General features: G+C 68.1%; 17 protein-coding genes. 9 read left to right on the forward strand and 8 right to left on the reverse strand.

Annotation, left to right across the window (positions count from 1 at the left end; genetic code table 11):
• Positions 1 to 2 precede the first annotated feature (2 nt).
• A complete protein-coding gene (locus AC1DR7_RS06410) occupies positions 3 to 1,145 on the reverse strand; it encodes an efflux RND transporter periplasmic adaptor subunit (protein ID WP_457317940.1) in 1,143 nt (380 codons plus the stop codon).
• Between the two features lie 122 nt (positions 1,146 to 1,267).
• On the opposite strand from AC1DR7_RS06410, the gene AC1DR7_RS06415 reads away from it, so the two are divergent.
• The 5 genes from AC1DR7_RS06415 (at position 1,268) to mgtE (ending at position 6,961) form a co-directional block, all read left to right on the forward strand.
• Complete coding sequence (locus tag AC1DR7_RS06415; RefSeq protein ID WP_256776498.1) at positions 1,268 to 1,939, forward strand: TetR/AcrR family transcriptional regulator; 672 nt, start codon at positions 1,268 to 1,270, stop codon at positions 1,937 to 1,939.
• A 137-nt stretch (positions 1,940 to 2,076) separates the two neighbouring features.
• Positions 2,077 to 2,724 (forward strand): protein-L-isoaspartate O-methyltransferase family protein, encoded by a 648-nt coding sequence (locus tag AC1DR7_RS06420; RefSeq protein WP_457317941.1) that lies wholly within the window; start codon positions 2,077 to 2,079, stop codon positions 2,722 to 2,724.
• A gap of 16 nt (positions 2,725 to 2,740) precedes the next feature.
• Positions 2,741 to 4,102 carry a TolC family outer membrane protein gene (locus AC1DR7_RS06425; RefSeq protein WP_256776500.1) on the forward strand — a complete coding sequence of 454 codons (1,362 nt, stop codon included), beginning with the start codon at positions 2,741 to 2,743 and terminating at the stop codon, positions 4,100 to 4,102.
• Between the two features lie 654 nt (positions 4,103 to 4,756).
• A complete protein-coding gene (locus tag AC1DR7_RS06430) occupies positions 4,757 to 5,425 on the forward strand; it encodes a hypothetical protein (protein ID WP_478051442.1) in 669 nt (222 codons plus the stop codon).
• A 150-nt stretch (positions 5,426 to 5,575) separates the two neighbouring features.
• Positions 5,576 to 6,961: a magnesium transporter gene (mgtE, locus tag AC1DR7_RS06435; protein ID WP_457317943.1), complete on the forward strand. Its 1,386-nt coding sequence runs from the start codon at positions 5,576 to 5,578 to the stop codon at positions 6,959 to 6,961.
• A 16-nt stretch (positions 6,962 to 6,977) separates the two neighbouring features.
• Here the strand turns inward: mgtE and waaA are convergent, their stop codons facing one another.
• On the reverse strand, positions 6,978 to 8,276 hold the full coding sequence (gene waaA / locus AC1DR7_RS06440; RefSeq protein ID WP_457317944.1) for a lipid IV(A) 3-deoxy-D-manno-octulosonic acid transferase: 1,299 nt from the start codon (positions 8,274 to 8,276) through the stop codon (positions 6,978 to 6,980).
• 86 nt (positions 8,277 to 8,362) lie between these two features.
• On the opposite strand from waaA, the gene AC1DR7_RS06445 reads away from it, so the two are divergent.
• On the forward strand, positions 8,363 to 9,283 hold the full coding sequence (locus AC1DR7_RS06445; RefSeq protein WP_256776504.1) for an LpxL/LpxP family Kdo(2)-lipid IV(A) lauroyl/palmitoleoyl acyltransferase: 921 nt from the start codon (positions 8,363 to 8,365) through the stop codon (positions 9,281 to 9,283).
• A 117-nt stretch (positions 9,284 to 9,400) separates the two neighbouring features.
• Here the strand turns inward: AC1DR7_RS06445 and AC1DR7_RS06450 are convergent, their stop codons facing one another.
• The 4 genes from AC1DR7_RS06450 to AC1DR7_RS06465 form a co-directional block, all read right to left on the reverse strand.
• Entirely contained in the window at positions 9,401 to 9,856 is a 456-nt protein-coding gene (locus AC1DR7_RS06450; RefSeq protein WP_256776505.1) for an REP-associated tyrosine transposase, read from the reverse strand.
• Positions 9,857 to 10,048: 192 nt separating this feature from the next.
• Positions 10,049 to 11,389 (reverse strand): O-antigen ligase family protein, encoded by a 1,341-nt coding sequence (locus AC1DR7_RS06455; RefSeq protein WP_457317945.1) that lies wholly within the window; start codon positions 11,387 to 11,389, stop codon positions 10,049 to 10,051.
• Positions 11,352 to 12,464 (reverse strand): glycosyltransferase, encoded by a 1,113-nt coding sequence (locus AC1DR7_RS06460; protein ID WP_457317946.1) that lies wholly within the window; start codon positions 12,462 to 12,464, stop codon positions 11,352 to 11,354. The genes AC1DR7_RS06455 and AC1DR7_RS06460 overlap by 38 nt, the downstream gene beginning before the upstream one ends.
• A 15-nt stretch (positions 12,465 to 12,479) precedes the next feature.
• Positions 12,480 to 12,677 (reverse strand): zinc-finger domain-containing protein, encoded by a 198-nt coding sequence (locus AC1DR7_RS06465; protein ID WP_256776508.1) that lies wholly within the window; start codon positions 12,675 to 12,677, stop codon positions 12,480 to 12,482.
• A gap of 386 nt (positions 12,678 to 13,063) precedes the next feature.
• On the opposite strand from AC1DR7_RS06465, the gene AC1DR7_RS06470 reads away from it, so the two are divergent.
• Both AC1DR7_RS06470 and AC1DR7_RS06475 read left to right on the forward strand, forming a co-directional pair.
• Positions 13,064 to 16,414, forward strand: coding sequence for a GH92 family glycosyl hydrolase (locus AC1DR7_RS06470; protein WP_457317947.1), 3,351 nt, complete (start codon positions 13,064 to 13,066; stop codon positions 16,412 to 16,414).
• A 44-nt stretch (positions 16,415 to 16,458) separates the two neighbouring features.
• Positions 16,459 to 17,151: a basic secretory protein-like protein gene (locus tag AC1DR7_RS06475; RefSeq protein ID WP_457317951.1), complete on the forward strand. Its 693-nt coding sequence runs from the start codon at positions 16,459 to 16,461 to the stop codon at positions 17,149 to 17,151.
• Between the two features lie 651 nt (positions 17,152 to 17,802).
• Here the strand turns inward: AC1DR7_RS06475 and AC1DR7_RS06480 are convergent.
• Both AC1DR7_RS06480 and AC1DR7_RS06485 read right to left on the reverse strand, forming a co-directional pair.
• Positions 17,803 to 20,097 (reverse strand): NADP-dependent malic enzyme, encoded by a 2,295-nt coding sequence (locus AC1DR7_RS06480; RefSeq protein WP_457317948.1) that lies wholly within the window; start codon positions 20,095 to 20,097, stop codon positions 17,803 to 17,805.
• 247 nt (positions 20,098 to 20,344) lie between these two features.
• Entirely contained in the window at positions 20,345 to 21,694 is a 1,350-nt protein-coding gene (locus AC1DR7_RS06485) for a dicarboxylate/amino acid:cation symporter (RefSeq protein ID WP_457317949.1), read from the reverse strand.
• Between the two features lie 318 nt (positions 21,695 to 22,012).
• Here AC1DR7_RS06485 and AC1DR7_RS06490 point away from each other — a divergent pair, with 318 nt between their 5' ends.
• Positions 22,013 to 23,179 carry an OprO/OprP family phosphate-selective porin gene (locus tag AC1DR7_RS06490; protein WP_457317950.1) on the forward strand — a complete coding sequence of 389 codons (1,167 nt, stop codon included), beginning with the start codon at positions 22,013 to 22,015 and terminating at the stop codon, positions 23,177 to 23,179.
• Positions 23,180 to 23,210: the final 31 nt, after the last annotated feature.

Genomic DNA, 23,210 nt, shown 5'->3' on the forward strand with positions numbered 1-23,210 from the left:
GATCAGTGCCCCTTGCCGACGGCGGCCGGCGCAGTCGCCGGCGTTACGGCGGGAGCGAGCACCGGACGGTTCTGCCGATCCACCGGCGTCACCACCTGGCCGTCGCGCAGCAGATGCCCACCGGCGGCGACCACCCAGTCGCCAGCGGTCACCCCAGACAACACCGGCACGGCCTCGGCGCCGTAGGCACCGACCGTCACCGGGGTGGCCTTGAGCGCACCGTTGGCCGGGTTCACCACCCACACGCTGGCCTTGCCATCGGCGCCACGCAACACCGCCGCCAGCGGCAGCTGCAAAGTGCCGCTGCGCCCGGCCGCGGCGAACACGCGCGCACTCTGGCCCAGTTCCACCTCGTCCACCGCTTCGGGCGCCAGGCTGACGCGGGTGGCATAGGTACGCGCCTGCGCATCGGCGGCGGGGGCGATCTCGCGGATCGTGCCCGGCAGCAGCTGGCCTGGCCGGTTCCACAGCTCGATCTGCACCGGCTGGCCCACCTGGTAATCGCGGATGTTGCTTTCCGGCAGCGCGATCAGCACCTCGCGGCCACCATCGGCGGCCAGGGTGAACACGGTCTGCCCGGCGCTGACCACCTGCCCGGCCTCGGCCTGGCGGCTGGCGATCACGCCATCGGCCGGCGCGCGCAGCTGCGCATACTCGGCCTGGTTGCGGGCCACGGCCAGGTTGGCGCGGGCGGCATTGGCCTGGCCCTGGGCGGCCTTGAACGCAGCGGTCTGCTGGTCCAGCGCCGAGCGACTCACCAGCTGGCCTTCGGCGAGCGTGGCGTAGCGCTTCTGGTCATCACGGGCACGCACCAGATCGGCTTCGGCCGCGGCCAGCTGCGCCTGCGAGGCGGCGGCCTGGGAGGCGTAGTCGGCGGCGTCCAGTTCGGCCAGCAGCTGGCCCTTGGTCACGCGCTGGCCGGCATCGACGTGGCGCTTGACCATATTGCCGCCCACGCGGAAGGACAGCGGGCTTTCCTGGCGGGCGTGCACCTCACCCGGATAGGCGGCCGCTTCCTGTCCGGTCACGGTGCCCGGATGCACCACCAGCACCGGGATCGCCGCCGCCGGCTCGGCGCCCTGCTTGCCACACGCCGCCAGCATCACCAGCAGCGCAGCGCCGCCCACCCATCGCATGTTTTTCATGAGGTACAGGACCTGAAAAGAAATCCGGAAGAACGCACGGGCAACATACTGTTGCAGCACGGCCAATAGTGAACCAGCCGGTATAGTATAAATATCGAACCGATTGGTCTAGTATTGTTTGGATGACTGATTCGACCTCTTCCGTTGCGCCCGCCAAGCCGGCCGCCAAGGCTTCCGGGCCGGGCCGTCCGAAGGACCTGGGCAAGCGCGCCGCGATCCTGGAGGCGGCCAAGTCGCTGTTCGTGGAGCAAGGCTACAACGGCGTCAGCATGGACAGCATCGCCGCCCAGGCGGGTGTGTCGAAGCTGACCGTTTACAGCCATTTTGGCGACAAAGAGACCCTTTTCACCGAAGCTGTGAAGTCGACCTGTGTTGCCATGCTGCCCGATGCGCTGTTCGTCACCGACGCCGAAGGGCCGTTGCGTGACCAGCTGCAGGGCATCAGCCACGCGTTCTTCAGCATGATCACCTCGGCCGAGGCGGTCGCCGTGCAGCGGGTGATGATGGCCCCGGAAACCGACGACCGCCTGCGCGAGATGTTCTGGGTAGCCGGTCCGCAGCGCACCACCGATGCCCTGGCCGAGTTCCTGCGTGCCCGGGTGGCCCGTGGCGAACTGGAGATCGAGGACTGCCAGACCGCCGCGCTGCAGCTGATGACGCTGCTCAAAGGCGAGCTGCATACGCATATGATGTGCGGGCTGCGACCGACCCCGGCCGACTGCGATGCGAACGCCCACGTGAGCGCCAGCGTCGACTTCTTCCTGAGGGCGTACGCGCCGCGCCCACCGGCGTGACATCAAGATGAATGGACCGGAGGTCGCGGTGACTTCCGGCACTGCGACCCCGGCGCGACGGCAGCGATGCTCTCAGCGCGCCGCCGGCTCCCGGCACCGGTAAAATGGCCGGCCCACTGCGCTGGAACTAGAACCTCATGACGATCGATTACTCCCACGCCCGCGAACTGATGGTCGAACAACAGATCCGTCCCTGGGACGTGCTGGAGATCCGCGTGCTCGATGTACTGGCACGCCTGCCGCGCGAGGCGTTCGTCGCTGAATCGCACAAGGCCTTGGCTTACGCCGACATCGAACTGCCGCTGGGCTTCGGGCAGAAGATGATGAAGCCGGTCATCGAAGGCCGCACCCTGCAGGCGCTGGATCTGCAGCCGGGCGAGGAAGTGCTGGAAATCGGCACCGGCAGCGGCTACCTGAGCGCCTGCATGGGCGAGCTGGCCCGCGAAGTGCTGAGTTTGGAAATCCAGCCGGAACTGGCTGCCGGCGCGCGTGCGCGCCTGGATGCCGCCGGCCTGGGCAACAACGTGCGGATCGAAACCGCCGATGCACTGCACTGGGAAACCGAGCGCCGCTTCGACGCGATCTGCGTGACCGCTGCCGTGGACACCATTCCGTCACGTTTCACCCAGTGGCTGCGTCCCGGTGGCCGTCTGTTCGTGATCCGCGGCCAGTCGCCGGTCATGGAAGCGGTGCTGGTCACGGCCGACGGCACCAACGAGTCGCTGTTTGAAACCGATATCGACTACCTGCGCGGTGCCGCTCCGGCGCCCCAGTTCCAACTCTGAGTCCAAGGAAGCCGCAATGATCCGCCGATCCCTCGCTATTGCGCTGGCCGCCGCCCTGCTGCCGATGACCGCCTCCGCCGCCGACCTGCTGCAGGTCTACGAAATGGCGCGCAATGGCGATCCGCAGCTGTCCGCCGCCGAATCGACCCGTCTGTACGACAAGGAAGGCGCCGTGCAGGCGCGTGCCGCGTTGCTGCCGCAGCTCAATGGTGAGGCGTCGCTCAACCGCACCCGCACCAACCCGAACCACGACCTGAGTTCCAGCTCGATCACCACCAAGAGCCGCAACTACACGGTCAACGGCAGCCAGACGCTGTTCAACTTCACCCAGTTCGCCAACCTGCGTTCGCAGCGCGATCTGAGCAAGGCGGCGGACTTCACCCTGGATTCGGCCAACGACGACCTGATCGTGCGCACCTCGGCGGCGTACTTCAACGTGCTGGTGGCGATCGAATCGCTGACCGCCGCGCAGACCAACGAAGCGGCGGCCAAGAAGCAGTTCGACTTCGCCGACAAGCGCCTGGAAGTGGGCCTGGCCCCGATCACCGACGTGCACGAAGCGCGCGCCCAGTACGACCAGGCCCGCGCCAACACCATCGTCGCGCAGAACACCCTGGCCGATGCCTACCAGGCACTGACCGAACTGACTGGCCAGCCGGTGGCCGACCTGCGCGCCCTGCCGGTCGACTTCCGCCCGGAACTGCCTGCCAAGTACGCCAGCATCGACCAGCTGGTCAACGAAGCGGTTGCCCAGAACCCGGCGCTGAAGGCGCAGGAATTGAAGGTCAGCGCCGCCGAAACCGGCGTGTCGGCCGCGCGCGGCGGTCACTACCCGACCCTGTCGCTCGGCGCTACCGCCGGCAAGTCGGCCAGCTGGGGCGATGTGGTCGGCGCCGGTGACAGCTTCAGCCCGGACCGCCGCAGCAACAGCGTCGGCCTGACCCTGAGCGTGCCGATCTTCTCCGGCGGCGCCACCCAGTCCGGCGTGCGCCAGGCCCTGGCCCAGCGCGACATCGCCCAGGACGGCTACGAGCAGCAGAAGCGCGCCCTGGACCGCAACACCCGCAATGCCTACCAGACCCTGGTCGCCGGCATCAGCGAAGTGGAAGCGCGTCGCCTGGCGGTGGTCTCGGCACAGAGCGCCTACGACGCTTCGCAGGTCGGTCTGGAAGTGGGTACCCGCACCGTGCTGGATGTCATCCAGAACCAGCGCATCCTGTTCTCGGCGCAGCTGGACTACGCCAACGCGCGCTACACCTTCCTGCAGAACCGCCTGCAGCTGGGCCAGGCCGTGGGCACGCTGGACATCGCCGAACTGCAGGACATCAACCGCCTGCTGACCCAGGCCGCGGCGACGCCAAGCACCCAGGTCAACTGAGTCCGGCAGCCTCGCTGGAACAAAAAAACCACCCGCACGCGGGTGGTTTTTTTTTGCGCGCCCCTCATCGGCAGGGCCTCGCGCGCGCCGCCCGCCCCACCCCGCGTGCACCCTTCCGCGCGCCATCCCCATCCCAACGCGGGTCTTCCTGCGCGCCTCTCCGGGGGTAGAGCCACCCCATGGGTGGCTGCACACGCCGCCCGATCGAAGACAGCCACGCATGGCGTGGCTCTACCGGGTTGGCAACATTTTCCCGCGCTGCGTCGGTCGTTCGCGACATTGCGCCGTGTCTGCGCGCGCGTTCGATGTCCCCGACAGATACACGCGTCCACGGTTTCAGGGCAGGCGCGGGCATACGGTTTCTATACGTTGGTATTTCGCCGCAAAAACCGCTTGACCACGCCATCTGCGCTGTCTACCTTGCGCCCCGCACCACCTCTTCCCTCCCCCAGAGACCCCCTCCTTGGACAGTCATAGTCGATCGCGCTGCTGTTCCTGAGCCGACGGATCCACTGACCCCAAGGTCGGTTCCGTCCGCACAGGACGGGGCCTTCCGGCGCATGCCACATGCGCCTGCCTCGCTTCATCCGCATCGCTGTTCCACCGACCCCGACGAGGGTGCCGCTGGCGTTTCCGTTCGCCTGGAGATTGCCCATGCACGCTTTCCGCGTACTCGCCCCGCTGCTGTTGAGCGTGGCCCTGCTTCCGTTCAACACCCGCGCCGCCGCCAGCCTGCTGGTCGACGATGCCGGCATCACCGATGCCGGGCACTGCCAGTTGGAAAGCTGGGTGCGACACACCGATGCCGGCCAGGAATGGACCACCGTGCCCGCCTGCACGTTGGCCAACATCGAATGGTCGCTCGGGCTGACGCGGGCACCCGGCGATGCCCGCCGCCAGTACGCGTTCGGTGCCAAGCGCGTCCTGGTCGAGGGTGCGGCGCGACACTGGGGTCTGGCACTCGGCGCCAGCGTCGGTGGCAACACGCAGCGTCCGCGCGCCGATGACTGGGCGCTCAACGTACCGCTGACGATTGCACCGGGTGTGCAGGAGCGCGTGCAGGTGCACCTCAACCTGGGCTGGGCGGCACAGGGCGCCGCACGCGGTCGCACCGACGGCATCGGCATGGAAATCGGACTGACGCGCGACTGGTCGCTGCTGGCCGAGACCGCACACGATGCTGCCCGCGAGCGCGGCAGCCAACTGGGTCTGCGACGCGTGCTGTGGCCCGGCGCCAGCCTCGACCTGCTCGCCGGACGCATGCATCACCCACGCGACAGCCGCTGGATCACGCTCGGCTTCAACCTCGCGGCACTGCCCTGAGCGTCGCGCGCCCGCTTCGCCCCCCCCCGTACCGCGCTCTTCAACACCCCCTGCGGCTGCTCGCCGCAGCCACGCACCGCGATCGATCCCCCGCCCATGTGCCTGCCTGGACCGTGGCGGTCACCCCCTTTCTACCGACTGGAGCCCCCCATGAACCGCGACGACCTCGTGCTCTCCCTCCGTACCCTGTCCCGTTCCTGCGATGCGGCCGGGTTCGCCGGCATCACCGCCACCACGCACGCCTCGGATCTGGTGGATGCGCTCGGCATGCTCGACACCGATGCGTGCCTGGGTCTGCTGATGCTGCTCGACCCACCGGCACGCGCCGGCCTGTTCGCACACGTTGCGATGCCCACCCAGGACCTGCTGCTGGCTGCGATGTCACCGGCGGCCAAGGTGCAGCTGTTCGAGCACATGCCGTCCGACGATCGCGCCGACCTCTTCAACCGTCTCGGCGACGATGCCAGGCAGGCTTTGCTGCCTGCATTGACCAGGGTCGAGCGCGACGACATCCTGAAGATGGCTGCCTATCCGGAAGATACCGTCGGTTCGGCGACCACCTCGGACTACGCCTGGGTAGCGCCACAGATGACCGTCGCCGAGGCGATGGCGCACCTGCGCGCCACCGCGCTGGACAAGGAAACCGTCAACATCGTCTTCGTGCTGGACGGCACCTTGCGGCTGCGTGGCAGCGTCTCGCTGCGCGATCTGGTGCTGGCCGATGCGGACACCTTGATCAGCACGATCATGCACGCCGACCCGGTATTCGCCCAGGCGCACTGGCCGCGCCTGCAGGCCGCCGAACTGATCCGCCGCTACGACCTGCTGGCGCTGCCGGTGATCCACGACGGCGGGCGCATGATCGGCATCGTCACCGTCGATGATGCGATGGACATCGAGAAAGAGCAGGACGCCTCGCAGCTGGCGCGCTTCGGCGGCACGGTGAGTGCGCATGGCACCGACCTGGACGTGCGCAACACGCCGCTGAAGCAGATGTTCCGCGTCCGCGTGTTCTGGCTGGCGATCCTGACCTGCTTCGGCATCGCCACCAGTACCTTCGTGGCTGCGCAGGAAGAACTATTGACCCAGGTCATCGTGCTGGCCGCCTTCATCGCCCCGATCGTGGACATGGGCGGCAACACCGGCAGCCAGTCGGCCACGCTGGTGATCCGCAGCATGGCACTGGGCGATCTGAAACTGAGCTGGGCCGATGTGTGGTTCGTGATCAAACGCGAACTGCCGGTGGCGGCCGCGCTGGGCGTCACCATCGCGTTGCTCGAAGCGATCCTGGCGTACTTCAGCAAGGGCGTGGGCATGGATGTGCTGCTGGTGGTGGGCTCCAGCATGCTGGTGTGCACCGCGCTCGGCGGCGTCATCGGCGCGCTGCTGCCCTTCGCCGCACGTCGCATCGGCACCGACCCGGCCACGCTGTCCTCGCCGATGATCACCTCGATCATGGACCTGATCGGAGTGCTCATCTACTTCGGCTTCGCTTACCTGTTCCTGGGGGATCTGCTGGTTGCAGGGGCGGCGTGAACCGGCGATCGGCCGTTCATTCCACCGCCGGCGGCAGGTGCGGGGCGATCAGGGCCACGGTGCGTTCCAGCGCGCCGCGGCCATTGCTCACCAGCATGCAGCCGGCGCGCGCCATGTCTTCGCGCGCCTGCGGATCGCGCAGCAGGCTCAGCAGTGCATCGCCCACGCCCTGCGCATCCTCGGCGATCACCACCGCGCCGGCTTCGCGCATGCGCCGGGAGATCTCGGCGAAGTTGTGCAGGTGCGGCCCGGTGACTGCCGCGGTGCCCATCGCCGCCGGCTCCAGCAGGTTGTGCCCGCCGATGGCCTGCAGGCTGCCACCGACGAAGGCGACCTGCGCGCAGCCGTAGAAGGACATCAGCTCACCCAGCGTATCGATCACGAACACATCGGTGTCGGCCTGCGGCCACTGCTGCTGGCGACGCGTGGCGACCTTCCAGCCCTGTTCGCGGGCCAGCGCTTCCACGCGGGGGAAACGCTCGGGGTGGCGTGGCGCCCACAACAGCAGCAGACCCGGCAGCGCCTCGCGCAGGCGCCGGTGCAGATCGAGGGTGGCCTGCTCTTCGCCTTCGTGGGTGCTGGCGGCGATCCACACCGGGCGGTCGGCCGGCACCAGCCGATGGAACTGCGCCACGAAGTCCTGCACGTTGGGCGCGGCGATATCGAACTTGAGGTTGCCCAGCGCCTGCACCTGTTCGGGCAACGCACCCAGGTGGATGAAGCGTTCGGCATCGTCCTGCGACTGCGCGGCCACGCAAGTCACCGTGCGCAGTGCGCGGCCGATCAACGCGCTCAGCAGCCGGTAGCCACGCAACGAACGTGCCGACAAACGCGCATTGAGGATGTACACGGGGATGCCCCGGTCGCGGCACCCGAACAGCAGGTTCGGCCACAACTCGGTTTCCAGGATGAGCGCCAGGCTCGGCTTGAAGTGGCCGAGGAAGCGGCCGACGCTGCCCGGTACGTCATAGGGCAGGTAGACATGGTCCAGCGCATCGCCCCACAACGCGCGCACGCGCTCGGAGCCGGTCGGGGTGATGGTGGTGATGACCCAGCGGATGTCCGGGCGCAGCGTGCGCAGCGCGTTGACCAGCGGCGCCGCCGCGTTGACCTCGCCCACCGACACCGCGTGCAGCCACACCCGCGGCTGCCCGCTGGGATGCGGATAGGAGGCGTAACGCTCGTCCCAGCGGCGGAAGTACTCACGCACCCGGAACCCGCGCCAGACCAGGTGGTACACGGTGATCGGCAGCAACAGGTACAGCACGGCCGAGTACAGGCCGCGCAGGATCCATTCGACAGGGCTTTTGCGCATGCGCAGAGGATACGGGAGCGGCGCGGGGAAGGCATCCCGTGCCGCCGTGATGGGCCTGCCGGGATGCATCCATTAGAATCGAGGGCATGTCAGATAACGCTTCCACCGCTACCCGCCCGTCCCTGCGCGATCCGCGCAACTGGCCGATGTTCGCCGTCATGTTCGCGGCCTTCGGCATCGCCCGGCTGCCGTGGATGCTGCAGCGCGCATTGGGCCGCGGCGTGGGCACCGTCGCCTACCGCCTGGCCGGCAGCCGCCGGCGCGCGGCCGAGGTCAACCTGCGGCTGTGCTTCCCGGAAAAGGACGAGGCCTGGCGCCAGCGCCTGCTGCGCGACAGCTTCGACGCGCTGGGCGTGGGCATCTTCGAGTTCGCCCGTGCCTGGTGGGGCAGCATCGACAGCATCCGCCCGCACGTGCAGGTTGAGGGCCTGGAACACCTGCAGCGCATGCAGGCCGAAGGCCGCGGCGTGCTGCTGGTCTCGGGCCACTTCATGACCCTGGAGATGTGCGGGCGTCTGCTGTGCGACCACGTCGACCTGTCGGGCATGTACCGCAAGCACCGCAACCCGGTGTACGAGTGGGCGGTGAAGTTCGGCCGGCTGCGCTATGCCAAGGCAATGTACGCCAACGAGGACATCCGCGCGACCGTGCGCCACCTCAAGAAGGGCGGTTTCCTGTGGTATGCGCCGGACCAGGACATGCGCGGCAAGGACACCGTATTCGTGCCGTTCTTCGGCCATACCGCCGCCACCATCACCGCCACCCATCAGCTGGCGCGGATGACCGGCTGCGCGGTGGTGCCGTATTTCCACCGTCGCGAAGGCGGCAGGTATTTCCTGAAGATCGGCGCGCCGCTGGAGAACTTCCCCAGCGAAGATGTGGAAGCCGACACCGCCCGCGTCAACCAGGCCATCGAAGCGATGGTGCGCGAAGCCCCAGACCAGTACCTGTGGATCCACCGCCGCTTCAAGCGCCAGCCGGGCGGCCGCAGCGATTATTACCGGTAACCCGGACGCCTCCGTCAGAGCCACCCCACGGGTGCCTGCGCAAGGCCCCAGGTAGAGCCACCCCATGGGTGGCTGCGCGTGACACGGGATCGGAGATCAGCCACCCATGGGGTGGCTCTACCCCTGCACCGCCCAGCGCGACCAAGCGTAGGGATAGTCACCCAGCGCTTCGGCCAGGCCCGCGCGGAGCGGATTGGCAAGGATGTAGAGCGCCTGCCTGCGCAGGGATTCCTCGGTCCTTACGGCGTGATCGAAGTACCCGTGCTGCCAGACCTTTCCCTTTCGCCCCAGACGTTGATTCAACAACCGGCTGCTGCGTGATTTGAACATCACCATGCAACTGGCCAGCGTGCCTCGTCGCAGCTGGATCAACCAATGCAGGTGGTCCGGCATGATCACCCAGGCCAGCGTGCGGGTGATCCCGCACCGTTCCATATAGCGCAGCGAGTCGATGATCACCTCGGCATTTGCGGCATCCTCAAACCACCTGCACCGGTTGTGCGTTGTAGTGGTAAGCGCGTAGCAGTAGCCAGGATGCGAGTAGCGACCGCGCTGGAGGCGTGGACTGGACATCGCATGAGGGTGCGTCGGGCCAGGCGTGGCGGCTATAGGTGGATGGCTGCGCCTTTCGTCAGCATGTTCCGATGCACGGTCTGCGAACAGCCACCCATGGGGTGGCTCTACCGGCGGTGTGCTGCGGTAGAGCCACCCCACGGGTGGCTGCACGCGATGCCGGATCGAAGCACAGCCACGCAGGGCGTGGCGCTACCCCGCGTCTTTGGCCAGCAGGCTGCCCGCATACAACGCGGCCAGCAGCAGGGTCAGTCCACCCCAGAAAGTGGAATAGAACGCCAGGTGGGTGTTGAGCGGGAACACGGTCACCGCCAGCGCCAGCATCGCCGGGCGTGCGCGTTCGCGCGCCGCCAGCGGGGCGAAGCGCCAGGCGCGCCACGCCTGGGCGACGGCGGCCAGCCACAGCAGCAGGCCAAGCACGCCGGTTTCGGCGAGGATTTCCAGCACGATCTGGTGCGCGTGCAGCGCCGGGCCGTCGCCCCACACTTCCTGCGCCTGCGGCGCCGGATTGCAGGCCGGATAGGCGTCGCGGAAGCCGCGCGCGCCCACACCGTTGATCGGGTGTGCGCTGATCATGCAGCCGGCCGCTTCCCATATCTGCGCGCGCCCGGACAGCGCCTGGTTGACACCGTCACCGTCGCCCTCCCACGCCATCGCCGTGCGTGCCACGCGCTCGCGAACCTGCGCAGAGCCAAACCCGACCGCAACGGCAGCAACCAGACCGACAGCGAGGCAGACCATCAACGCACGTGCGCCGAGCAGGCGCCACCCGGAGTACACCACCACCAGGGCATAGGTCAGCCACGCTGCGCGCGAGCCGGCCAGCACCAGCACCACGCCCACTGCCGCGGTGGCCAGGCCCCAGCCCCACAGCCCGCCACGCCGCGCCGCAGCGAACAGCAGGAACGGCGAGAGACTGGCCAGCACCTGGCCGAACTTGAGATTGCACGGGCCAAGCACGCCGCTGAGCCGGTCGGCCGCCGCCACTTCCTGCGCGCTGCACAGGCCATGGCCGCTGACCACCCATTTGAGCTGGTCCATCGACCAGAACAACGGGCTGGTACCGAACGCCGCCTGCGCCAGTGCGTCCAGTGTCCATATCGCGGCGATCAGCGCGATGCCGCCAAGCGTCAGTCCGCGCCGCTGCGGCGTGGCCACGGCGATCGCCACCAGCCACATGAAGGGCAGATAGCGCAGCCCGGCGGCGGTCTTGCGCCATGCGGTGGCCGGGTCGATGGCATCGAAGGCGGAAAATGCCTGTGGCAGCCAGTAGCCCAGGAACAGGATGCTGGTCAGCGCCCACGCCGGTGCGCTCAACAGGCGCTGTTTGCCCTGCATGCGCAGCTGCACCATGCGCACGGCCGCATACAGGGCTCCCAACACCAGCACGGTCTCGGCGATGCCCGGCAATGGCCACAGCGCCACGAAGGCGAGCACCCACCACGGCGCCCAGCGGCCCGCACGGGAGCCGGGTGAGTCAGGCGCGAGGGCCGGTTCAGCCGGCGAGCGAGGTGTAGAGCTGGAGCGTGTCACGCTGCATCGCCTGCAAAGTGAAAGGAATCCGCGTGGGCAGGCTGGGCGGTTGCTGCAGCAGCTGCTGCGCGCGCGCCAGCAGGGCGGCACTGTCGTGCAAGGCTACCGCACCGGACGGTTGCAGCTGCGTCAACAACTCACCGACGCCGCCGTGGTTCCAGCCCAGCACCGGGCGGCCCACCGACAGCGCTTCGAGCACGGTGCGGCCGAAGGCTTCGGCCTTGTCCGACACCTGCAGCACCAGATCGCTGGCCGCATACGCCTGGGCAATGCGCGTGGTGGGCGCGGTCATCAGCACTGCATCGGCAATGCCGAGGGTGCGCGCCTGCGCCTCCAGCTCGGCCACGTACGCCTCACGGCCAGGCTCGCGGGTGCCGGGCATCCACAGCCTGGCCGGCACGCCCGCCGCATGCAGGCCGGCGACCACCTGCAACGCGTGCCGGTGGCCCTTCAGGCGGGTTCCGCGACCAGGCAACAGCAGCAGCGGCGCATCGGTGCCCAGCAGTGGGTGCTGTTCGGCCACGGCCAGGCGCGCGCGGCGGTCGTTGCGTGCCACGCGTGGGAACTGGGCCACGTCCACGCCGCGCGGAATCACCTGCAGGCGCTCGGCCGGTACGCTTGGATAGTGGGTCTGGACGAACTCGCGCACGCTGTTGGACACGCAGACGACGCGCTCGCCGCTGGTCATCACCGCGCTGTAGCGGCCCGGCGAGTTCAGCCCGTGCACGGTGGTGACCCAGTGCGGGCGCTGCCCCGGCGGCAGGTTGCGCAGCGCGTACAGGCCCAGCCAGGCCGGCAGCCGCGAGCGCGCATGCACGATGTCCGCGCCGACCTCGGCGAACAGCCGGCGCAGGCTCAGCACGTGGCGCAGGGTGAGCAGTGATTTGCGGCCGATGTCCAGGGTGAGGTGTTCGGCGCCGCTGGCCAGCAGCGGTTCGACCAGCCGCCCACCGGCAGACACGACGATGGCCCGGTGGCCGGCGGCAACCAGGGCGGAGGCGATTTCAAGGGTGGAGCGTTCAACCCCGCCGGAGTGCAGCGCCGGCAGCAGCTGCACCACGGTCAGTCGGCGCACGGACGCAGCCGTGGCTCAGTCGGCCAGCACGAACACGGCGCCGCAGTACGGGCACTTGGCCTCGCAGTTGGGCTCGTCTTCGATCGGCAGGTACACGCGCGGGTGGGAGTTCCACAGCGCCATTTCCGGAGTCGGGCAGCTCAGCGGCAGGTCGACGCGGTGCACGGTGTAGCGCTTCTCGGCGTTGGCGGGCGCAGTGGCGGTATGGCTCATGGCGTGGACACACAAAGGAATTGCGAAGGTGTCGATTCTAGCACCCGGCGCTGCGGCATCGCCGCTGCGGCCGACGGCGGCATGCCGGGGCGATGCGTATTGCCGGGAGACAACACCGTTCTTTTTAAATCGATCCAAACACACTGTCAACCACGTCAGGATCGGGTGGTTTTTCAGTGTTTGGATCGAACTAAATGGCACTTGCCAGCGTCCCCATGCCTGTTGCAGCATCGGACCGGTTCGATTCCTGCCCCGATCGCATGGCCCGTCCCCCCGCCGGACCTGCATCGCCCTCCTGTCCGCCGCTGGCGGCCGGGGTGATGCGGTCTGCCGTGGTCGCCGATGCGGGCTCTGCCTGCCGCCTGCCCTACCCGGGAGTTCCCTGCATGTCCCTGCCCGCTCCGCGCCCCGCCCGCCACGCCCTGCTGCCGCTTGCCCTCGCCATGGCCTGCGCCTCACTCGCCCTGCCCGCGTTCGGCCAGGGCCTGCAGACCTCCTTCGAGCCGGGCCAGCCGTCCCCCTCGGTCGGCAAGCAGGCGCTGCAGGTCGAGATCGGCAACGGTCCGCGCGCGCCGTATGCGGCCAAGGCCGGCGTCGGCTACACCGGCCTGCGCGCGCTGCACTACGCCAGCACCGGCGGCCCCCTGCAGCGGCGCCTGTTCGATACCGACGTGCGCATCGAGGCCGACACCGCGCTGAGCTGGCTGGTACTGCCGGAGATCGTCGGCAAGGACACCGTGGCGTCCACCTACGTCTCGCTGGACCTGGTGCTGGACGACGGCAGCCGGGTCTCGGCCAGCGACGCGCGCGACCAGCACGGCGTGGCGCTGGGCGCGACCGCGCAGGGCGATTCGAAAACGCTGTACCCCCAGCAGTGGGCCCGCAAATCGGTGCGCCTGGGCGACGTCGCCGCGCTGCGTGGGCGCCGCGTGGTGGGCGTCGAACTGCAGGTGGCCAGCGCCGCCGGCGCGCCGGTGTCGGGCTGGATCGACGACGTGCGCCTGGACGCGCAGCCGCGCAGCGCACCACAGCGGCCGTCGGACTGGGTGCTGACCACGCGCGGCACGCAGGCCAACGGCACGTTCTCGCGCGGCAACAATTTCCCGGCCACGGCGGTGCCGCACGGGTTCAACTTCTGGACCCCGGTCACCGATGCCGGCGCGCTGAACTGGCTGTACCGCTGGAACGAACAGAACGATGCCAGCAACCGTCCACGCCTGCAGGCGCTGGCGCTCAGCCACCAGCCCAGCCCGTGGATGGGCGACCGCCAGACCTTCCAGGTGATGCCCTCGGCCAGCCGTGGCGTGCCCGAGGCCGACCGCGGCAAGCGTGCGCTGGCCTTCTCGCACGACAATGAACGTGCGCGTCCCTACCGTTACGACGTGCGCTTCGACAATGGCATCGCCGCAGCAATCGCCCCGACCGACCACGCCGCGTTGTTCCGCTTCGAGTTCCCGGAAAAAGGCGACGCCAACCTGCTGTTCGACAACGTCGATGCGCGCGGCGGGCTGACCCTGGACGCGGCCACGCAGACCTTGTCCGGCTACACCGATACCCGCAGCGGCCTGTCCAACGGTGCCACCCGCATGTACGTGGTGGCCAGCTTCGACACACCCTGGCGCAGCAGCGGGCAGATCGACACCGGCCGTGCCACCGGCTACATCAAGTTCGATGCCGGCAGCGACCGCCGGGTGAACATGCGCATCGCCACGTCGCTGATCTCCCTCGAGCAGGCGCGCCACAACCTGGCACTGGAACTGGCCGCCACCGACGACCTTGAGCGCGTGGCCGCACGCGCGCAGGACGCCTGGGATGCGCGCCTGGCGCCGTTCGACATCGGCGATGCCAGCGACGACCAGAAGACGACGCTGTATTCCAGCCTGTACCGGCTGTATCTGTACCCCAACTCCGGCCATGAAAACGCCGGCACCGCCGCCGCGCCCGACTGGCGTTACGCCAGCCAGGCCAGTGCCGCCGACGACAACACCGACGGCAGCGCCACGCGCAGCTTCGCCCCGATCCGCGACGGCAAGGTGTACGTCAACAACGGCTTCTGGGATACCTTCCGCACCACGTGGCCGGCGTATGCGTTGTTCACCAAGGACGACGCCGGCGCGCTGGTGCAGGGCTTCCTGGAGCAGTACCGCGCCGGTGGCTGGGTCGCGCGCTGGTCCTCGCCGGGCTATGCCGACCTGATGGTGGGCACCAGTTCGGATGTGGCCTTCGCCGACGCATGGCTGAAGGGCATCGGCGGCTTCGATCCAGAGGAGGCCTATGCGGCGGCGCTGAAGAACGCCACCGTGGTGCCGCCGGATCGCCACGTCGGGCGCAAGGGCATGGACCGTTCCACCTTCCGCGGCTATGCCAGCGCCGAGGTGCATGAAGGGATGTCGTGGACGATGGAAGGGGCGCTCAACGACTTCGGCATCGCCAACATGGCCCAGGCGCTGGCCAAACGCGCAACCACGGCTGCCGCGCGCGAGCGCTATACCACCGAGGCCGACTACTTCAGCCACCGAGCGGGCACCTACGCCACGCTGTTCGATCCGGCGGCCGGCTTCTTCCAGGGCCGCACTGCCGACGGCCAATGGCGGCTGGCCGCCAAGGACTACGACCCGCGCGTGTGGGGCCATGACTACACCGAATCCAACGGCTGGACGTTCGCCTTCACTGCCGCGCACGACGGCGAAGGCCTGGCCGGGCTGTACGGCGGCCGCGACAAACTTGCGGCCAAGCTGGACGAATTCTTCGCCACCCCGGAAACCGCCGACCCGGCGTTTGCCGGCTCCTATGGCGGCACCATCCATGAGATGACCGAAGCGCGCGATGTGCGCATGGGCATGTACGCGCACAGCAACCAGCCGGCGCACCACATCCCGTGGATGTACCTGTATGCCGGGCAGCCATGGAAGACCCAGCAGCATGTGCGCGAGATCCTGTCGCGGCTGTACGTGGGCAGCGAGATCGGCCAGGGCTACCCCGGCGATGAGGACAACGGCGAAACGTCGGCGTGGTACGTGCTGGCCTCGCTGGGCCTGTATCCGCTGCGCATGGGCTCGCCCGAGTACGCGATCGGCTCGCCGGCGTTCCGCCACGCCCGGGTCGAACTGCAGGGCGGCGCGGTGCTGACCGTCAATGCGCCGGACAACTCGCGCGAGAACGTGTACGTGCAGTCGTTGAAAATCAACGGCAAGCCGTGGAGCAAGACCTGGGTACCGCACGAGGTGATCGCCAAGGGCGCCACGCTGGATTTCGTGATGGGGCCCAAGCCCTCCCCGTGGGGCAGCGGCCCGGACGATGCGCCGCGCTCGCTCACCGCGCGCGGCCAACGCCCTTCCCTGCTGCATGACCTGCTCGGCGGCGGTGCGCGTGCGCAGGGTGCCGATGGACGGGCGCTGCAGGCGCTGGTCGATGACGATGCCGGCACCGTGGTGCCGCTGGGTGCCGGCACGGTGTCATTCACCGGGGTCAGCGACGGCGTGCCATCGATGTACACGCTGACCAGTGGCAACGCCCCGATCCGCGGCGGCGAGTGGACGCTGGAAGCGCGCCGCAGCGGTGGCCGCTGGATCACGCTGGACCAGCGCCGTGGCGAGGACTTCGCCTGGGCGCAGCAGACCCGTCCGTTCGGCATCGCCACGCCGGGCCGTTACGCCGAGTACCGGTTGCGCATCGCCGGGCCTGGGCGGATGCAGCTGGCCGAGGTGGAATTGCTGGCGCCGGTTGGGGAACGTTGAGGATGGGCGCGATGGCGTTCTGCAGGTCGATGGCCGATGGGGTCATGGGGAGCCGGCCAGCGGCCGGCACTACCGGGGTGCTGATGCTGGCGTTGGTGGCGTTCGATGCCGCGGCGTTCGAGGGCAGCCAGCAGCGCGAGGGGGTGACGCTGACCTACCGCGATCCGGGCGATGCGCTGGATGCGACGCTGCGCGGCCGGATCATCGAGACGTTCTTCGCGGCCTATCTGCGCGAACGCGCCGATTTCCATCCGGGCGCACCGGCGCAGGCGCGCATCGTGATCGACCCGGCGTACGACGGCGTCGCCTTTGTCGGCGAAGGCGACGGGGCCGCCACCATCACCATCAACCCGGGCTGGTTGGCCACACATCCAGACGACGTGGACCTGGTGACCCATGAGGCGATGCACATCGTGCAGGGCTACCCCGAGTACGCCAACGAACGCGTGCCCGGCTGGCTGGTGGAAGGCATCGCCGATTACGCACGCGACCGCTATGGTCGGCACAACGCGGCGGCCGGCTGGGCGCTGCCGACGGCGGTGAAGGACGGGCAGCGTTTCGATACCGGTTACCGGGTCACCGGTGCGTTTCTGAAGTGGAGCGAGGACCAGCATCCCGGGCTGGTAAAGGCGCTGGATGCGGCGTTGCGCGAGGGGCGCTATGCGCCGGCCTTGTGGACGCAGCGCACCGGGATGGCGTTGCCGGCGCTTTGGGCGGCATACGTGAAGGCGCGTTGATGTGGTGCTGGGCACCTATCGTAGAGGGGTGCTTGTCTTGCCGATCGCGCATTTGGAGGAGCCGGCCAGCGGCCGGCACTACCGGGGCTCAGCGCCGTAGCCGGCCAGCGGGCGGCACTGATGGGACTCAGCGCGCGCCGACCAGGCCGGCGTACAGCGCGAACAGCTGCTGGAAATAGCGTTTCGTCGTTCGACTGCGCATGGGACTACTCCGGGCTGGCCATTGGGGGTCTGGTCGGGCCCAGGGCGGCGGGAGCCGGTGGCCCTCCGCCGCGGCCGGGCCGCGTGGGGGTATTGGGCCTTGCGGAGGTTGCAGGGCGGTGACGGCCGGGCTACGGGACTATTGATCGGCAACGTCGCCGTCGGGGTAGCCATCGGCATATCGATCGGGGACGTAGCCATCGGCGTAGATTCACGCCATGGGTGGATACCGCGCGCAGCGCGGTCCAGGTGTCCAGGTGTCCAGGCCCGCAGCATCCACGCGTGGGGGTTCTGGCCGGCGTTGAACGCACGCCGAAGCCGCCTGGTGACGCGCAGGATGCGGGGCGAAGTGCATCCACGCATGGCGTGGCGCTACCTGTTTCGCTTCGCGAAACCAAAACGCGCCCCGAAGGGCGCGCTTTGAAAGCTGGAGCCTAAAAGAGCGGCGCGTTACGCCCCGTTCTTTTCGGCCTCCAGCTGCTTGCGGATCTGCGCATCGACTGCGGCGATCGCGGTCATGTTGAGCACGCGGCGCGAGGTGGCGCTGGTGGTCAGGATGTGCACCGGCTTGGCCACGCCCATCAGAATCGGGCCGATCGCCACGCCATCGGTGAACACGCGCACCAGGTTGTAGGCGATGTTGGCCGCTTCCAGGTTGGGCAGCACGAACAGGTTGGCGCGGCCCTTCAGCGTGCTGTTGGGCAGCAGCTTCTGGCGCAGCGCTTCGTCCCATGCGGTGTCGCCCTGCATTTCGCCGTCCACGTTCAAGCGCGGGTTGCGCTTGAGCAGCAGGCCACGCACGGCGCGCATCTTCAACGCGTCCTTGGAATCGTGGCTGCCGAAGTTGGAGTGCGACAGCAACGCCACCTTCGGCTCGATCCCGAACAGCTTCATGCGGTAGGCCGCCTGCAGCGTCGCTTCGCAGATCTGCTCGGCGGTCGGGTCTTCCTGCACGTGGGTGTCCACGAAGAAGAACACGCCGTGCTGGTTGATCACGCCGGTCATGGCCGAGGTGGAGGTCACCTTGGATTCCAGCGGCAGCACGCTGCGTACATAACCCAGTTTCTTGTGGAAGCGGCCGACCACGCCGGTGAGCATCGCATCGGCTTCGCCACGGGCCACCATCACCGCCGCGATCAGTGTCGGGCGCGAGCGCATCAGGTTCTTGGCCGCGGCCACGGTCACGCCGCGACGGCCGGTGAGGTTGTGGTAGTACTGCCAGTACTCGTTGAAACGCGGGTCGTCGTTGATGTTGGTGATGCCGAAATCGACCTCGGCCTTCATCCGCAGACCCAAGCGCTCGATGCGCGATTCGATCACGTCCGGGCGGCCGATCAGGATCGGGAACGCCAGGCCTTCGTCGACCACGTTCTGCACCGCGCGCAGCACCACTTCTTCTTCGCCTTCGGCATACACCACGCGCTGCTTGTCGGCGCGCGCACGGTCGTAGACCGGCTTCATCATCAGGCTGGTGCGGTAGACGAACTGGGCCAGCTTCTCGCGGTAGGCGCCCATGTCGGCGACCGGACGGGTAGCTACGTCCGAATCCATCGCGGCCTGGGCCACGGCGGCCGACAGCTCCACCAGCAGGCGGCGGTCGAACGGACGGGGGATCAGGTAATCGCGGCCGAAGCTCGGGGTTTCATCGCCATAGGCCGAGCCCAAGTCGCTGGCCTCGCGGCGCGCCATCGCGGCAATGGCGTGCACGCAGGCGATCTTCATTTCTTCGTTGATCGCCGTGGCGCCCACGTCCAGCGCCCCGCGGAACAGGTACGGGAAGCACAGCACGTTGTTGATCTGGTTCGGGTAATCCGAACGACCGGTGCCGATGAGCGCATCCGGACGTACCGAACGGGCCACTTCCGGCATGATTTCCGGGGTCGGGTTGGCCAGGGCGAAGATCACCGGATCCTTGGCCATGGTTTTGACCATGTCCGCCGTGAGGATGCCCGGGGCCGACAGGCCGAGGAAGATATCCGCGCCGTCGACGATCTCGGCCAGCGTGCGCTTGTCGGTGTCGCGTGCGTAACGCGCCTTTTCCGGGTCCAGGTCGGTGCGGCCGGTGTGGATCACGCCGTCGCGGTCGAAGGCCAGGATGTTCTCCGGCTTCAGGCCCAGCGAAACCAGCATGTTGACGCAGGAGATGCCCGCCGCGCCCATGCCGGTGGTGGCCAGCTTGATGTCTTCGATCTTCTTGCCGGTCACGACCATGGCGTTGAGCACGGCCGCACCGACGATGATCGCGGTGCCGTGCTGGTCGTCATGGAACACCGGGATGTTCATCCGCTCGCGCAGCTTGCGCTCGACGATGAAGCATTCCGGCGCCTTGATGTCTTCCAGGTTGATGCCGCCGAAGGTCGGCTCCAGCGAGGCGATGATGTCGACCAGCTTGTCCGGGTCGTTCTCGTCGATCTCGATGTCGAACACATCGATGCCGGCGAACTTCTGGAACAGCACGCCCTTGCCTTCCATCACCGGCTTGCCGGCCAGCGGGCCGATGTTGCCCAGGCCCAGCACGGCGGTACCGTTGGAGATGACGGCGACGAGGTTGCCGCGCGCGGTCAGCTCGCTGGCCTGCTGCGGGTCGGCCATGATCGCTTCGCAGGCGTGTGCCACGCCCGGCGAATAGGCCAACGACAGATCGCGCTGGGTCAACATCGGCTTGGTCGCGGTGACCTTGATCTTGCCGGGCGGCGAGAGCCGGTGATAGTCGAGGGCTGCCTGTTTGAAATCTTCGTTGGACATCGCTTTCTGCAGATGAATGGGCGAGAGGAACAGGGGATCATACCCCCGTTGGCGTGGATGGACCTGTCGCTACGCTGTCGCGGCCATGCTGCAACTGCACATATTTCCAGCCGTTCGGCAGCGTATGCAGGCAGCGTGGCGCACGCCGATGACAGGTCGCATCACTGCTGTGGCAGCGATAAAAAAGCAGGGCCCGCCATCCAGGGGGAGTGGGCAGGCCCTGCAACACACACAAACGCAAGCGGGTTCAGTGCGCCGACGCGGTCAGCGGCGACGGCAGGTCGTCGGTGGTCAATGCCGGCAGTTCGGCCTCGCGGCCATCCAGCGCCATCGCCAGGCGATCGCGGTCCAACGCGCCTTCCCAGCGCGACACCACCACGGTGGCCACGGCATTGCCGATGAAGTTGGTCAGCGAGCGACATTCGCTCATGAAGCGGTCCACGCCGAGGATCAGCGCCATGCCGGCCACCGGCACTTCCGGCACCACCGCCAGGGTGGCGGCCAGGGTGATGAAACCGGCACCGGTGACGCCGGCGGCGCCCTTGGAGCTGAGCATCGCCACCAGCAGCAGCGCGATCTGGTGGCCCAGGGTCAGTTCGGTGTTGGTGGCCTGGGCGATGAACAGCGCGGCCAGGGTCATGTAGATGTTGGTGCCATCCAGGTTGAACGAGTAGCCGGTCGGGACCACCAGGCCCACCACCGACTTGGCGCAGCCGGCGCGCTCCATCTTCTCCATCAGCGAGGGCAGCGCCGATTCGGACGAGGAGGTGCCCAGCACCAGCAGCAGCTCGGCCTTGAGGTAGCGGGCCAGCTTGAACACCGAGAACCCGCACAGGCGGCAGACCACGCCCAGGATGACGGCCACGAACAGGAACGCGGTGAGGTAGAACGAGCCCACCAGCCAGGCCAGGTTGATCAGCGACCCCACCCCGTATTTGCCGATGGTGAAGGCGATGGCACCGAAGGCGCCGATCGGGGCGGCCTTCATCAGGATGTGCACCAGGCGGAACACCGGGGCGGTCAGCGCCTCCAGGAAGGTCAGCACCGGGCGGCCCTTCGCACCAGTGAGGGCCAGCGCAATGCCGAACAGCACCGCCACGAACAGCACCTGCAGGATGTTGCCGTCTACGAAGGCGCTGACCAGGGTGGCCGGAATGATGTCCATCGCAAAGCCGGTCAGGGTCAGCTCGTGGGATTTCTCCACGTATCTGTGGACCGCGGTCTGGTCCAGGTCGGCCGGGTTGATGTTCATGCCGGCACCGGGCTGCACCACGTGCGCCACGATCATGCCCACGATCAGGGCCAGGGTGGAGAAGAACAGGAAGTAGGCCATCGACTTGGCGAACACCCGGCCCACGGTGCGCAGGTGGGTCATGCCGGCGATACCGGTGACGATGGTGAGGAAGATCACCGGGGCGATGATCATCTTCACCAGCTTGATGAAGGCATCACCGAGCGGCTTGAGCGATTCGGCGAAGGCCGGCTCGAAGTGGCCGAGGACGGCGCCCAGGACGATCGCCACGACCACCTGGAAATACAGCTGGCGGTAGAAGGGCAGCGGCTTGGCCGACAGCGCGGCGGCGGTGGGTACGTGCATGGCGGACTCCGGGAAAGCGGTGTTGTTGCGTCCGGCCCGCACGGCAGCAGCAGGCCAGTTCCAAGGAAACCCCGTCGCGGCGCCGGAACAGGCAGGGCGGCGGGGGATGGACGCATTTGTACGCGCGAGTCACCGCCACGCAGATAACCTATTGGTACTAGCCCCCCGGTTCAGGCAGCGATGGGTGCCTACACTGCGCCCATCCCGCCCTCCCCCACGGCGGCTGGTGACCGCGCGCAGCCCTGAAGGGCAACAGTTTCCGGCGCTGCGGCCGTTGTTGTCCTGTCCGCTTCAATGAACCCAGAGAGCTGCTCCTCCATGCGCCCGACCCCGACCCTGCTGGCCCTGTGCCTGGCTGCCACCCCCGCCCTGGCCTCGGCGGCCGATTTCGACAACTGGCCGACCAAGGTCGCCTTCAGCGATGGCACCGAACTGGCCGCCACCGCCAACATCGCCTACGACTACAACGATTTTTCCTCGGCCAGCGGCATCGAAGACGATGACGCGGTGCGCCGCAAGGAATTCGGCGCCACCCTGAAGAAGAAGGGGGTGTACGACGCGATGGTGTACTACGACTTCCAGGCCGACACCTGGCTGGACGTGTTCGTGCGCGTTGAAAGCAAGGCCTTCTTCGGCAGCGACATCGGCCGCTTCCGCTTCGGCTACATGAAGACCCCGGTCGGCCTGGACGCCAACACTTCCTCGCGCGCCGGCAGCTTCCTGGAAACCGCGCTGCCCGTGCAGGCCTTCTACGCAGGCCGCCGCACCGGCGTGGAGTGGGTGCTGGAGCGCCCGCAGTACCTGCTGCAGGCCGGCGCCTACGGCGGCAAGGACCTGCAGGGCGACAACCCCGGCACCACGCAGGCCGTGCGTGCGGTGTGGACCCCGATCAAGGCCGCCGGCGACGTGCTGCACCTGGGCCTGGCCTACTCGCAGGAAAACCCGCGCGGCTACCGCGATGGCCGCGACGTGCACCATGAAGCCAGCGCGCGCCTGCGCGCTCGTCCGGAAGCCGGCCTGACCGACATCCGCCTGGTCGACTCCGGCGCACTGGCCACTGCCGACCAGATCCGCCGCACCGGCCTGGAAGGCATCTGGATCCGTGGCCCGTTCTCGCTGCAGGCCGAAGCCCTGCAGACCACCGTCACCCGCCAGGGCAAGCCGGACTACACCGGCGACGGCCAGTACGCCATGGCCAGCTGGGTGCTCACCGGGGAATCGCGTCCGTACAACGCCGGCGCGGTGGCCAACATCAAGCCGGCCCATGACTACGGCGCGGTGGAACTGGTGGCCCGTTACAGCCGCCTGGACCTGGACGACGCCGATGTTTTCGGTGGCCGCCAGCACGACTGGACCTTGGGCGCCAACTGGTACCTCACCAGCCACTTCAAGTTCCAGGCCAACTACGTGAAGGCCGACGCCAGCCGTCGCGGCGTGCATACCCAGCCGGACATCTTCGAACTGCGCGCGCAGATGCACTTCTGATCGGGCCCATCGCGGCGGGTGTGTACATCGC

This window comes from Stenotrophomonas sp. P5_A9, from assembly GCF_056400525.1.

What these genes read in the sequence shown, in the direction of transcription:
- mgtE (WP_457317943.1), top strand. Translation starts at nt 5,576, where the DNA reads ATGAACCGCGACGACCTCGTGCTCTCCCTCCGTACCCTGTCCCGTTCC.
- AC1DR7_RS06410 (WP_457317940.1), bottom strand. Translation starts at nt 1,145, where the DNA reads ATGAAAAACATGCGATGGGTGGGCGGCGCTGCGCTGCTGGTGATGCTG.
- AC1DR7_RS06470 (WP_457317947.1), top strand. Translation starts at nt 13,064, where the DNA reads ATGTCCCTGCCCGCTCCGCGCCCCGCCCGCCACGCCCTGCTGCCGCTT.
- waaA (WP_457317944.1), bottom strand. Translation starts at nt 8,276, where the DNA reads ATGCGCAAAAGCCCTGTCGAATGGATCCTGCGCGGCCTGTACTCGGCC.
- AC1DR7_RS06420 (WP_457317941.1), top strand. Translation starts at nt 2,077, where the DNA reads ATGACGATCGATTACTCCCACGCCCGCGAACTGATGGTCGAACAACAG.
- AC1DR7_RS06425 (WP_256776500.1), top strand. Translation starts at nt 2,741, where the DNA reads ATGATCCGCCGATCCCTCGCTATTGCGCTGGCCGCCGCCCTGCTGCCG.
- AC1DR7_RS06445 (WP_256776504.1), top strand. Translation starts at nt 8,363, where the DNA reads ATGTCAGATAACGCTTCCACCGCTACCCGCCCGTCCCTGCGCGATCCG.
- AC1DR7_RS06480 (WP_457317948.1), bottom strand. Translation starts at nt 20,097, where the DNA reads ATGTCCAACGAAGATTTCAAACAGGCAGCCCTCGACTATCACCGGCTC.
- AC1DR7_RS06485 (WP_457317949.1), bottom strand. Translation starts at nt 21,694, where the DNA reads ATGCACGTACCCACCGCCGCCGCGCTGTCGGCCAAGCCGCTGCCCTTC.
- AC1DR7_RS06430 (WP_478051442.1), top strand. Translation starts at nt 4,757, where the DNA reads ATGCACGCTTTCCGCGTACTCGCCCCGCTGCTGTTGAGCGTGGCCCTG.
- AC1DR7_RS06490 (WP_457317950.1), top strand. Translation starts at nt 22,013, where the DNA reads ATGCGCCCGACCCCGACCCTGCTGGCCCTGTGCCTGGCTGCCACCCCC.
- AC1DR7_RS06475 (WP_457317951.1), top strand. Translation starts at nt 16,459, where the DNA reads ATGGGGAGCCGGCCAGCGGCCGGCACTACCGGGGTGCTGATGCTGGCG.
- AC1DR7_RS06450 (WP_256776505.1), bottom strand. Translation starts at nt 9,856, where the DNA reads ATGTCCAGTCCACGCCTCCAGCGCGGTCGCTACTCGCATCCTGGCTAC.
- AC1DR7_RS06465 (WP_256776508.1), bottom strand. Translation starts at nt 12,677, where the DNA reads ATGAGCCATACCGCCACTGCGCCCGCCAACGCCGAGAAGCGCTACACC.
- AC1DR7_RS06415 (WP_256776498.1), top strand. Translation starts at nt 1,268, where the DNA reads ATGACTGATTCGACCTCTTCCGTTGCGCCCGCCAAGCCGGCCGCCAAG.